Origin of the sequence: Flavobacterium anhuiense, assembly GCF_001705175.1 — a bacterium.
Taxonomy (GTDB): Bacteria; Bacteroidota; Bacteroidia; order Flavobacteriales; family Flavobacteriaceae; genus Flavobacterium; species Flavobacterium anhuiense.
Map to the genome: position 1 here is coordinate 3,660,927 of NZ_CP016907.1, position 13,171 is coordinate 3,674,097.

Here is a 13,171-nt window from a genome sequence, read left to right on the forward strand (position 1 = left end):
CAAATGAAAAAATTCATCATATTATTAGGAATCATTGTGGGAACTTTAAGTTCTTGCAGTAATTATATAGAAGAGGAAAGTTTGTCAAATGTTCCAGCTGACGGAACTTATAAAACAGCTGCTGGTTTTCAATTATTAATAAACACAAATTATGCTTGGCTTAAAAGCATTTATGGTGGAAATCCGTGGCTTTTTGAGGCAGGAACAGACATGTATGCCGAAGGAAGAACTCCAGAGCCTGCAGGTCTAAGCCAGTATACGCTTTTAATTCCTTCTTCAGACAATGTTGCTGATTTGTACAGACCTTGTTATCAGTTAATTCAATCTGTGAATAAAGCAATTTATTATTCAACAGTAACAGAACAAACTGCCAATTTGAATATGCTATTAGGAGAAGCTAGATTTTTAAGAGCTCAAGCCTATTTCTTATTAGTTCAGACCTATGGAGGTGTGCCAATTGTAAGCGAGAATATTACAACACCAGTTTTATCTTTTACAAGAAACAGCGCAGAAGAAGTATATGCACAAATCATTGCAGATCTCGATTTTGCTTTAGCCAATGTAGGAACTGCTGCTTACAGTACATCTGGTAAAGTAAACAAAAGAGCTGTAAACGATTTATTGGCAAAAGTGTACTTGACAAGAGGGTACGAAACTTTTGCTAAAGCGGACGATTTTTCAAAAGCTGCAGCTTATGCGGATGCTGCAATTGCAGGACAGACTTTAGCAATTGCTTTCGATCAGTTGTTTAAACCAGGAAACGATTTAAATGCTGAAACCATTTTTTCTGTACAATATGACAAGGCTTCGACAAGTACAAGTCCTACAACTTTAGGTAACAACCAGTTTTACTATTTCAGTTCGTATTTAGGAGGAGCAGAAACAGGAGCGCCATTAAGAAGCTACAATTTGTGTCCTACAGATTATGCTTTAGGTTTATACGAGAAAGGAGATGCGAGATGGAACGCGACTTTTATGACTGAAATTGTAGAAGGGCCAGAAACAACAAACGGAGTTACAAAAACAGTTTTATATTATCCGTACTATAGAAGTTCAAATCCAGCTTCTTTAAAAGTAAGACATTTTTACGAGCCAAAATGGTTTACGCCTGCTGATAAGACAGCTTGGATGACTGCTAATGCTTCTAGACTAGCTTCGACATTTGTATATCATCCTTGGGGAGAATATTCTGCAGCTCATACGTTAATTAAAAACTTAGACTGTTATACTATTCCAGTTAAGAAATTTGACGATCCAGATCCAACAACGCCATCAAGTACAGGGCCTGTAAGTACAAGAGATATTATTGTAGCAAGATTGGGAGAAACTTATCTTGTAGCTGCAGAAGCGTATTTAAAAGCTGGAAACCCAGGAACAGGATTAGAACGTTTAAACGAGGTAAGAAGAAGAGCAGGAGTTGCTAATGCCACTTTAGCTCAGTTTAATATCGATTATATCTTAGACGAAAGAGGAAGAGAACTATTAGGAGAGTACAAACGCTGGTTCGACTTAAAACGTACAGGAACTTTGGTAGCAAGAGCTTCAGCTCATAATTATAAAATTAAAGAAGCAAATTTTGTTGGTGTTGACGGCAAGCTTAAAATATTAAGACCAATACCACAATCTGCTTTAGATTTAAATCAAAATAAAGATTTCCCTCAAAATCCTGGTTATTAGTAATTTGTTAGTTTTTTGAGAACTATGTTTTTTGAAGTAGTTAAAAGGGAGTTTGACTATAGGTCGAACTCCTTTCTTAACTAAAAAGTAAAGAGTAAAAATGCGAAAATTGAAATTAATATTAGTGTTGTTTTTTAATGCAATTGTAATGCAAAGCCAGCAGTACAAGGTCGACACGTCGTATACCATTAAAAGCACTTATGCTAAATTAATTAAGAAATATCCATTTATCACGATTCCAGAAATAAAGTCAAATCCAGACGTTAAAGAAACCTTTGATTTGGTTTACAATCAAGAACAAGATCGCGTTTTACATTTTGATGCTTTTGTTAATACCAAAAAGAAAAAAAATCCTGCTGTAATTATGATTCATGGCGGAGGATGGAGATCGGGAAATAAAAATCAAATGCAGTTTATCGGAAAAGGAATTGCAGCAAAAGGCTATTCTTGTTTTTCGATCGAATACCGATTATCATTAGAAGCAAAATATCCAACAGGAGTTGTTGACGTTAAGAATGCGATAAAATTTATCAAAGACAATGCGGAGAAATTTAATGTAGATCCAAACAAAATTGCGGTTTTAGGCTGTTCTTCGGGAGGGCAAATGGCAGCTTTGATTGGTACAACAAATACTAATCCGCTTTTTGAAGATAAAAATTTTAAAAGCCGTTCTTCTTCAAAAGTTCATGCCATAATTGATGTCGACGGTGTTTTGGCATTCAAACATCCAGAATCGTCTGAGGGAGATATGGCAGCATTTTGGCTGGGAGGAAAATCAGATGAGATTCCCCAAAATTGGAAAAATGCTTCAGCACTGAGTCATACGGACAAAAATACACCGCCGGTATTATACATCTGCAGCAGTATTCCGAGATTTCATGCAGGAAGAGACGACATGATTCAGATTTTGAACCAATATAAAATCTATAATGAAGTGCAGACTATTCCAGATTCGCCACATTCATTTTGGTTTTATGAGCCTTGGTTTACGCAGACAATCTCGTACAGCGTACGATTTTTAGATAAAATTTTTAAATAATTTAGAATACAAATGAAAGCAAAAATCACCACAGCAGTTTTATTTTTCGCAGGTTTAACAGCCATAAATGCGCAGAAATATGATATCAAAACCAATAAAACGTATGCCGAAATATCTGCAAAAACAGATGGGAAATGGGAAGGAAGAAAGTACAAAGGCGGTACGGTGTTTAAAAATGTGGACCGATTAAAGTTGGCTCCAGAGCATACTGACCATTCTTTTGACATTCGTTATGAAGGACCGGGCTGGGAAAACAACAGAATTGGATACCGTTTGTATTTGGATTGGAGAAATGCTATTGATATCTTCGGAAAAAAGACATCAGAAAATATTCTGCCAAAAGTAGGGCAGGACGGTTTCGATTCGTATCATGAAATGAGCGATTGGGGAGCAGATATTTTAAAAGCAGGAAAAGGAATCGGAATTGGTTCTATCGACCGTTATTTAAACAATGAAAAATTACACTTTCGTGAAGTTGATTCAACCATTGCAACAGTGGCTAATAAAGCTAAGGAGTCTACAGTAAAAGTAAATTATTATGGATGGAAAACAGCTTCAGATAAAATCGATTTTGTTTCAGAATTGACCATTAAACCAGATCAATTGTATACGCAACATACGATTAAAGCTTCGCAAGCAATCAAAGGAATCTGTACTGGAATCGTTAAACAAAAAACAGCTGAATTGCTTAAAAAAGAAAGCAAAAACAAAAAATGGGCATATCTGGCAACTTACGGAGAACAATCTTTGGTTCCAGATAAGTTAGGAATGGCAATTTTTTATGAAATTAGTACTATCGAAAACATAGCAGATACAGATTTAGATTATCTTTTAGTTTTTAAACCAACTACAAAAGCGGTGACTTTTTACCTTTTAGGAGCTTGGGAACAAGAAGTAAACGGAATCAAAACAAAAGAAGAATTTGCTCAATATTTAGATAGACAATTGGAAGTGCTGAACAAAAAAGGCAAAATGTAAATTGTTTTTTGGCACTCCCGATATTATTGGAATAGAAGATTAAAATGATTTAAAAAATCTGCTCAATCTGCCGAATCTGCGTGAGAATAATTCTAACACATAGAAACATAGAATTTATTGTATTTTAAAAGAGTATCAAAAGAAGCTCGCTTCTTACACATACATACTATGTTTTTTATTGCAAGCGAAACACCTTTTATTAAGTTTTTTAAACTATGTATCTATGTGTTAAAAAAAACAGCTAGAGAATAATCCAAATAGTACTTTTATCCCAATAGCTAGCTAAAAAAATAAATATGATGTATAAAAAAACAGTCCTACTATTATTTCTGCTTTCCAATGTTTTTGCAATGGCACAAAATCAGACTGAAGCATCAGACAATATAATTCCGTACGATTTAAAATGGTCAGAACGAACAGCTCTTTCTATTTTAAGCAAGTATCCGAATGCATGGCAGTTGGACGGAAATGATAAACCAAAATGGGATTATAAAATGGGTTTTGTATTGTCGGGTTTTGAAAAATTATATCAGAAGACCAACAATAAAAAATACCTGAATTACATTCAAGAGTATGTTGATGGAATGATTGACAGCACGGGAAACATTAAAAAATATGATAGTAAGGAATACAATATCGATTGTTTGAATCCAGGGAAACTGTTGTTTAATTTATACGATGTTACAAAAGATTCGCGCTATCTGCAGATTATCGGTAAACTGAGAAATCAGTTAGAAAGCCAGCCGAGAACACCAAGTGGAGGATTTTGGCACAAACAGATTTACCCAAACCAAATGTGGATTGACGGTTTGTATATGGCTGAACCTTTTTATGCACAGTTTACGGTTAAATACGAAAAAGGAAAAAGCTTAGATGATATCGCTAAACAATTTGAACTCGTTCAAAAACATATTGTAGACCCAAAAACAGGTTTGGTTTACCAAGCTTGGGATGAAAGTAAAGAGATCGCTTGGGCAGATAAACAGACAGGAACTTCGCCAACAATTTGGGGCAGAGGAATTGGCTGGTATATGGTAGCGTTGGTTGAAACGTTAGACTATTTCCCAAAATCACATCCAAAATATAAAGTTTTGGTAGGGTACTTGAATCAGATAGCAAAAAATGTGAATCAGTTTAAAAGTGAAAATGGGTTATGGTATCAAGTTGCTGATAAACCAGAATTGTACGGAAATTATGTAGAACCATCAGCCTCTGGAATGATTATTTACGCTTTTGCAAAAGGAGCAAATAAAGGCTATTTGACGTCAAGCTATAAAACAACTGCTAAAAAATCATTTGACAGTTTTGTAAAAGAATTTGTGAAAGTAGATAAAAAAGGAGAAGTCAATGTCTTGAATGTTTCATCAAATGTAGGTTTGGGCGGAAAACCATTCCGTGACGGAACAAACAATTATTATTTGTCTTCCAAAACAAAAGAAAATGGTGCAATTGGCCTAGGAGCATTTTTATTAGCATCAATTGAATTAGAAAAATAGTTGAATTTAAATATATGTTGAAATGAAAAATAGTAGAAAGCACAATTACTTCATGTCGGCTCTGATGGTCTTTGTTATGACTATTACGAGTTGTAAAGTAACCTCACAGGAACCTGCAAAAGATATCGTGATTGGAAAAAATGCGAAATGGTCTGATAAAATGGCTTTGACCTTGATGAAACGCCATCCAGAATCGTATATGATTGACGATGCTAAAAAGCCAAAGTGGGATTACGTTCATGCTTTAGTGCTGCATTCAATAGAAGAATTGTATAAAAAGAATCCTGACGCGAGATACAAAAATTACGTAAGAAGTTATGTGGATCAGTTTGTGCAAACAGACGGAAGCATTACTACGTATGAGTTCGATAAATACAATATTGATTTAGTATTGCCAGGACGTCTTCTTTTTGATGTATATGAAACTTCAAAAGATGAAAAATATTTAAAAGCATTACAGCTAATTCGCAAACAGCTTGCAGAGCAGCCAAGAACTCAAAGCGGCGGATTCTGGCACAAACAAATCTATCCAAACCAAATGTGGTTAGATGGTTTATACATGGGAGAGCCATTCTATGCAGAATACACAGCAAAATTTGAAAACGGGAAAAGTTTTGATGATATCGCAAAACAATTTGAAATAATTCAATCAAAAGCTACAGATCCAAAAACTGGATTATTGTACCACGGTTGGGACGAAAGCAAACAAATGCCTTGGGCAAATAAAGAAACAGGGAACTCTCCAAATTTTTGGTCTAGATCTTTAGGCTGGTACGTAATGGCTTTGGTTGATGTTTTAGATTATATGCCAAAAGACCATCCAAAAAGAAAAGACTTGATCAAATATTTAAACAATGCTTCTGAAGCGATTCTTAAATTTCAAGATAGCAAATCAGGTTTGTGGTATCAGGTTACAGACAAAGGCGGTCAAAAAGACAACTATTTAGAAGCTTCTGGTTCGGCTATGTTTGCGTATGCATATGCAAAAGGAGTAAACAAAGGTTATTTGCCAGCTAAATTTAAAAAAGCAGCCAACAAAGCTTTTGACGGATTAACTACAGTTTTAATCAAAAAAGTAGACGAAGATGGCGGAATCACTTTAACCAACTGCTGTCAAGTGGCAGGTTTAGGAGGAAATCCTTACCGTGACGGATCTTACGAATATTACGTAAACGAAAGAAAAAAAGACAACGATCCTAAAGCAACAGGGCCTTTTATTTTGGCAGCTATTGAGTTGAACAGATAATTGATAATTGTCAATTGTTAATTATCAATTGCAATGCCTTGTCTTGCTGAGCGGAGTCGAAGCATCGCAAAGTAACTCCTCAAAGAAAAGCAAATTTAGAACCCGACAGGTTTTTAGAACCTGTCGGCTTTAAATAAAAAAAGTATAGTTAAAAATGAAAAACATAAAAATCATCCTATTCCTCTTCTGCATTATTCCTTTTCAAAAGAATACAGCACAAGTCTGGACACCAGATAATGGAGACGGAACCTACACCAATCCTGTTATTCATGCTGATTATTCAGATCCGGATGTTGTTCGCGTAGGCGATGATTATTATATGACAGCTTCATCTTTTAACTGTATTCCGGGCTTGCCAATTTTACATTCAAAAGACTTGGTAAACTGGAAAATTATTGGTCATGCTTTGGTAAAACAGCCACCGTTTGAAACTTACGATAGCGTACAGCACGGAAACGGAGTTTGGGCGCCAAGCATTACCTTTCATAAAAATGAATTCTATATTTATTACCCAGATCCCGATTTCGGAATCTATATGATAAAAGCCAAAAAAGCAGAAGGGCCTTGGTCTGAACCGCTTTTGGTTAAAGAAGGAAAAGGATTGATCGATCCTAGTCCGCTTTGGGATACAGACGGAAAAGCGTATCTGACTCATGCCTTTGCAGGAAGCCGAGCGCAAATTAAAAGTTTGTTAGTGGTTTGCACCATGAATCCAGAAGGAACCGTTGTGAATAATGACGAAGTAATGGTGATTGACGGACATAAAGGCGAAGAAACTATTGAAGGCCCAAAATTTTACAAGCGAAATGGATATTACTATATTTTTGCTCCCGCAGGTGGCGTTCCAACAGGATGGCAGACGGTTTTAAGATCGAAAAATGTTTTCGGACCTTATGAAAAAAAGAAGGTTCTAGAACAAGGTTCGACCGCTATAAATGGTCCGCATCAAGGTGCTTGGGTTACGACACAGACAGGAGAAGATTGGTTTTTCCATTTTCAAGATAAAGGCGCTTACGGACGTATAGTTCATCTTCAGCCAATGAAATGGGTAAACGACTGGCCGGTTATGGGAGAAGATTTTGATAAAAACGGAATTGGCGAACCCGTAACAACTTACAGAAAGCCAAATGTCGGCAAAAAATATCCTATAGAAGTTCCGGCAACTTCAGATGAATTTAATGAACCTAAATTGGGATTGCAATGGCAATGGCAGGCCAACAAACAAACCAATTTCGGATTTCCGACAAGTTTAGGATATCTAAATTTGTTTTGCAACACTACAACAGCAAACATTTTTAATGCGCCAAATGTATTGCTGCAAAAATTTCCAGCAGAAGAGTTTACCGCTACAACAAAACTTACTTTTAATTCTAGACTGAAAGGCGAATCAACAGGTTTGATTGTAATGGGATTAGATTACAGTTTTCTATGTTTTAAAAATGTTGATGGAAAACTATACTTGAATCAGAAAACGGGAACTTTTGACAAAACGGTTTCAGAAACGGGAACAAAACCAATTTTAATAGAAAGCAATACGATTTACCTTAGAGTTCAAATAAAGAAAGATGGAATGTGCAGTTTCTTTTACAGCTTAGACGATAAAAATTATCAGTCTATCGGAAATGATTTCAAATCTAGAGAAGGAAAATGGATTGGTGCCAAAGTTGGACTTTTCGCTTTAGGCGAAGAAATAAAAAATGATTCTGGAAATGTTGAAGTAAATTGGTTTAGAGTAACGAAATAAGAAGGAAATGATGCAGTTAAAAAAACAAATAATACTTTTTTTGTGCCTTTGCAGTTTTGCTGTAAATGCTCAGAATACTTACAAAAGATGGCCTGACATTATTCGTAAGAGTGATGCCGCTTGGTTTGCAACAGCTGATGCAAAAAGAATAGCCGAAAACGTATTGCTCTACCAAAGAGATATTGGAGGCTGGCCAAAGAATATTCAGATGCAAGATGAACTGACCGAAAAGCAGAAAAAAGATGTAATGGCACTCAAAAAACGGCCGTAGAAACGACAACAGACAACGGAGCAACTTGTCAGGAAATGCTTTTTATGTCTAGAATGTACGTGCAGGTAAAAGACGAACGTTACAGAGAATCTTTCTTAAAAGGATTGAATTATCTGCTTGAAGCGCAATATGCAAATGGAGGCTGGCCACAGTTTTATCCGTTAAAAAAAGGCTATTATACTCATATTACCTACAATGACGATTCGATGGTGAATATCATGAATGTCATAAAAGCAGTAGCAGAGGAATCGGATTATTACAGTATAAAACCATCAAAAGAAGTTGTAGAAAAATGCAAAAAAGCTTTTGATAAAGGAATCGACTGCATTTTAAAAACGCAATACAAACAAAACGGAGTTCTTACCGCATGGTGCGCACAGCATGATGAAGTTACATTGGCTCCCGCAAATGCCAGAGCTTTTGAATTGGCTTCGCTAAGCGGTTACGAATCGGCAAAAATAGTCCTGCTTTTAATGTCGATTGACAAGCCTTCAAGAGAAATGGTAACGGCTGTAAAAAGTGCTGTGGAGTGGTTCGAAAAGACTAAAATCACCAATTTAGAAGAAAAAAGAGTCTTAAATGACGCTGGAAAAATCGTAGACAAAAAAATGATTCCAACAGCCAATGCCAAACCCATTTGGGCAAGGTTTATGGATCTGGAAACCAATGAACCTTTCTTTTGCGACCGCGACGGAATCAAGAAAAAATCATTGGATCAAATAGGAGCAGAAAGAAGAAATGGCTATTCTTGGTATACAGACGCACCGCAGGAAGTATTGAAAAAATTTCCAGAATGGGCAGTTAAAAACGGTACTAAAGTAGGCGCTTCCGAAAAGAAAAATGTAAACTATATTACCGTAGCACAAGACGGTTCAGGCGATTACACCAAAATTCAGGATGCCGTTTATGCAACTCCTGCTTTTCCGTATGAGAAAGTGACAATATTTGTAAAAAACGGAACCTATAACGAGAAAGTCCGAATTCCAGAATGGAATACCAACGTGGTTTTGCAAGGCGAAAGCAAAGAAAACACCATCATTACCTTTGATGATAATTTTTCGAAAATTGCACTGGGAAGAAACAGCACCTTTTATACGTACACACTTTTGGTTGAAGGAGACGATTTTTCGGCATCAAACCTAACCATTAAAAATACTTCGGGAGAACACGGACAGGCTATTGCATTGTCGGTTACAGCAAATCGCGCCAAAATAACAAACTGTAATCTTTTAGGTAATCAAGACACTTTATACTTATCAGGAAAAGAGGCCAAACAGTATTTTAAAGACTGTTATATCGAAGGCACAACCGATTTTATTTTTGGAGGCGCAACAGCTTTGTTTGAGAATTGTACCATTCACAGCATCAAAAGTTCGTATATCACAGCTGCTTCAACTCCAAAAGGAACGCCGTTTGGATTCGTTTTTAAGAATTGTAAACTCACAGCAAATCCAGAAGCAAAAGAGGTTTATTTAGGAAGACCATGGCGCATTTATGCCAAAACGGTTTTTATTAATTGCGAAATGGGCAGCCAAATTAAGCCAGAAGGCTGGGAAAACTGGTCGAAACCCGAAGCGGAAAAAAATGCCTTTTATGCCGAATACAATTGTACAGGCGAAGGTTTCCAACCAGCAAAAAGAGTAAAATGGTCACATCAGCTTTCCAAAAAAGAAGCGGCGCAATATTCTATTGAGAACATTCTTAAGGATAAGGCTGGAGCGTGGTATTTTTAGTATTCAGTCGCAGTCTCAGTTTACAGCGCAAACTGCAATACTATGCGGTTAATTTTACCGCAAAGCACACAAAGAATACGCAAAGTTCACAAAGGTTTAATATTAAGGAGACAAAGTGACAAAGGTTTTTTCGTAGAGACGCACTTCAGTGAGTCTAAACAAAGAGAATCTACAAAGAATTTTAAATTTAGTTGCAAAGATTCAAAGGAACAAAGTGACAAAGGTTTTCCGTAGAGACGCACCTCAGTGCGTCTTCACAAAGAGAATCGACAAAACTTTGTGCCCTTTTGATATAGAACATAACGAAAATAAAGAAAAAAACTTAGCGAACTTTGCGTAACCTTCGCGCACTTTGCGGTAAAAAAAAACGACTACAAATTCAATATTAAAAGAATGAATATAAAATACCTTCTCTTACTACTAATCACCAGCACCTGTTTTGCACAAAACGCAGATTTTCCGTCAGCAAAAGTCGATTCTATTGTAAAGAACATAAAGCTTCCAGAAATTCCTTCTTTTCAAATCAATATCTTAAAATTAGGAGCAAAGGGAGATTCTGTTTCAGACAATAAAAAAGCTTTTGATAAAGCAATGGCATTGTGTAAAAAGAACCACGGCGGAACTATTATTGTTCCAAAAGGAACCTATAAAATAAACGGACCGATTCATTTGGTAAGCAATGTGAATCTTAAGCTGGAAAAAGGAGCCAAAATAAAATTCAGCGACAATCCAAAAGACTATTTGCCAATGGTTTTAACAAGCTGGGAAGGAACGATGCTATACAATTACAGTCCGCTTATATATGCTAACAACTGCACCAATATTGCCATTTCTGGCGAAGGAACTATTGATGGAGGAGGAGGAAAGACATGGAAAACCTTTAAAGCAAAAGAAAACGAAGGCAAAAACCGTAGCCGTGATATGAATCATAACAACACTCCATTAAGCGAAAGAAAATTTGGAGAAGGCTACTTTTTAAGACCGCAGATGATTCAGTTTTTAAACTGCAAAAACATTTTAGTCGAAAATATCAGAATCGAAAACTCGCCATTCTGGTGTCTGCATCTTTTAAAATCAGAAAGCATAACCATTCGGGGCATAAGCTATAAATCACTAAATCATAATAACGACGGAATCGATCCCGAATACGCAAAAGACGTTTTAATCGAAAATGTAACTTTTGATAACGGAGACGATAATGTTGCCATAAAAGCAGGAAGAGACCATGAAGGAAGAGCCAATACAGCAACGCCAAGCCAAAATATTGTTATTAGAAACTGCAATTTTAAAGGACTGCACGGCGTCGTAATCGGCAGCGAAATGTCAGCTGGCGTGCAGAATGTTTTTGTAGAAAATTGCAAAACAGCAGGTTATTTAAAAAGAGGCATTTATTTAAAAACCAATGCAGATCGTGGCGGATATATCAAAAATATATTTGTTAGAAATATTCAATTAGACCAAGTAGAAGACTGCCTTTACATTACAGCAAACTATCACGGAGAAGGAAAAGGCTATCAATCGGATATATCAAATGTATATTTCTCAAATATCACCTGTAACAAAGCATCAGAATCGGGAATTGTAATTCAAGGATTCACAGACAAAAAAATCAAGAACATAGCATTAAAAAACATAGAAATAAAAGAAGCTAAAAATGCACTGTCAAACGAAAATGCAGAAAACGTCTTGATGACAGATGTTTTTATAGGCAAAAGAGCAACAGTGCCGACAGCAGTTTCGAAAAATTAGAGACAAAGTTACAAAGTAACAAAGAGACAAAGTTTTTAGTGCAAAGATTTTCACGTAGAGACGTACCGCAGTGCGTCTACTTTGCAGTTGATTTTTACCGCAAAGCACACAAAGAAAACGCAAAGTTCGCAAAGTTTTTTTATTCTTTATGTGCTTTGCCAAAGAGGGCACAAAGCTTTGTTTCTTTGCCTTCTTTATTAAACCTTTGTGCACTTTGCGTATCCTTAGCGCACTTTGCGTTAGAAAAAAACTTCACGGTAGAAAAAACTGTGTAGTAAAAAATGTAGCAATAAACAACAAAAAAAAATGAAAAAATACATCATCCTAACATTCCTCATCACCACAGTTTGTTTCGCACAAAAAACATCCCTGTATTGCATTGGCGACTCCACAATGGCCAATAAAAAAGACCCAGAAAAAAATCCAGAACACGGCTGGGCGCAGGTATTGCAGCCCTTTTTCAACGAAAACGTAACCGTAATCAACAAAGCCGTAAACGGACGAAGCACCAGAAGCTTCATCAACGAAAAACGCTGGGATTCTATTTACAATAAACTGAAAAAAGGAGATTATGTTTTTATCGAATTCGGGCACAACGACCAGAAAATAGAAGATTCTGCGCGTTATACAAACCCGCATACCGCTTACAGATACAACTTGATTCGTTTTGTAAAAGAAAGCAGAGAAAAAGGCGCAATTCCAGTATTATTAACCTCAATTAGCAGACGTAACTTTAACGAAAAAGGCGTTTTAGTCCCAACACATGGCGATTACCCTTTAGAAACCCGATTGGTTGCCCAAGAATATAATGTGCCTTTTATAGATTTAGAATATTACACCGAACTATTGGAACAATCTTACGGCCCAGAAAAATCAAAACAGCTTCATCTTCATTTCAAAGCGGGAGAAAATGCTTTTTACGATAAAGATAAAGCTGATGACACGCACCTTTCATTATTAGGAGCCAATAAAATTGCTGAAATTGTAATTAACCAAATTAAGCTCTCGAAAGACCCTTCGTTAAAGAATCTAAAAAATGGAATCAGGTAATGATTTCCTAGCTTATCAATTAAAAATTAAAAATTAAAAATTAAAATTATCAATTACCAACCTTCAACCATCAACCATTAACCATCAACAATTACCAATTAACATTTAACATTTAACATTTAACAATTAACAATTAACTATCAACAATTATCAATTATCAACTCATAACTCATAATTCATAATTCATA

At 36.0% G+C, this 13,171-nt stretch carries 9 protein-coding genes and 1 pseudogene; all 10 read left to right on the forward strand.

All coding sequences use genetic code 11. From position 1 onward, the window contains the following. The first annotated feature begins 3 nt into the window (after positions 1–3). The 10 genes and pseudogenes from BB050_RS15945 to BB050_RS15990 all read left to right on the forward strand — a co-directional run bounded on the left by BB050_RS15945 (position 4) and on the right by BB050_RS15990 (position 12,983). The gene (locus BB050_RS15945; RefSeq protein WP_066034237.1) at positions 4–1,677 is read left to right on the forward strand and encodes a RagB/SusD family nutrient uptake outer membrane protein; all 1,674 of its coding nucleotides are present in this window, start codon (positions 4–6) and stop codon (positions 1,675–1,677) included. A 100-nt stretch (positions 1,678–1,777) separates the two neighbouring features. Continuing rightward, positions 1,778–2,716, forward strand: a complete 939-nt coding sequence (locus tag BB050_RS15950; RefSeq protein WP_066034238.1) for an alpha/beta hydrolase — start codon at positions 1,778–1,780, stop codon at positions 2,714–2,716. Positions 2,717–2,728: 12 nt separating this feature from the next. Continuing rightward, positions 2,729–3,694, forward strand: coding sequence for a DUF4861 family protein (locus tag BB050_RS15955; protein ID WP_066034239.1), 966 nt, complete (start codon positions 2,729–2,731; stop codon positions 3,692–3,694). A 296-nt stretch (positions 3,695–3,990) separates the two neighbouring features. Further along, positions 3,991–5,190 carry a glycoside hydrolase family 88/105 protein gene (locus tag BB050_RS15960; protein WP_083219854.1) on the forward strand — a complete coding sequence of 400 codons (1,200 nt, stop codon included), beginning with the start codon at positions 3,991–3,993 and terminating at the stop codon, positions 5,188–5,190. Positions 5,191–5,212: 22 nt separating this feature from the next. Then, complete coding sequence (locus tag BB050_RS15965) at positions 5,213–6,436, forward strand: glycoside hydrolase family 88/105 protein (RefSeq protein ID WP_066034241.1); 1,224 nt, start codon at positions 5,213–5,215, stop codon at positions 6,434–6,436. 154 nt (positions 6,437–6,590) lie between these two features. Beyond that, positions 6,591–8,180, forward strand: a complete 1,590-nt coding sequence (locus tag BB050_RS15970; RefSeq protein ID WP_066034242.1) for a glycoside hydrolase family 43 protein — start codon at positions 6,591–6,593, stop codon at positions 8,178–8,180. A 7-nt stretch (positions 8,181–8,187) separates the two neighbouring features. Beyond that, positions 8,188–8,451 carry a pectate lyase gene (locus tag BB050_RS22085; protein WP_236940340.1) on the forward strand — a complete coding sequence of 88 codons (264 nt, stop codon included), beginning with the start codon at positions 8,188–8,190 and terminating at the stop codon, positions 8,449–8,451. 32 nt (positions 8,452–8,483) lie between these two features. Continuing rightward, a pseudogene (gene pelA, locus BB050_RS22285) lies at positions 8,484–10,184 on the forward strand (pectate lyase); the annotation flags it as partial. A 393-nt stretch (positions 10,185–10,577) separates the two neighbouring features. Beyond that, positions 10,578–11,933: a glycoside hydrolase family 28 protein gene (locus BB050_RS15985; RefSeq protein WP_066034244.1), complete on the forward strand. Its 1,356-nt coding sequence runs from the start codon at positions 10,578–10,580 to the stop codon at positions 11,931–11,933. A gap of 306 nt (positions 11,934–12,239) precedes the next feature. Then, positions 12,240–12,983, forward strand: coding sequence for a rhamnogalacturonan acetylesterase (locus BB050_RS15990; RefSeq protein ID WP_066034245.1), 744 nt, complete (start codon positions 12,240–12,242; stop codon positions 12,981–12,983). Positions 12,984–13,171: the final 188 nt, after the last annotated feature.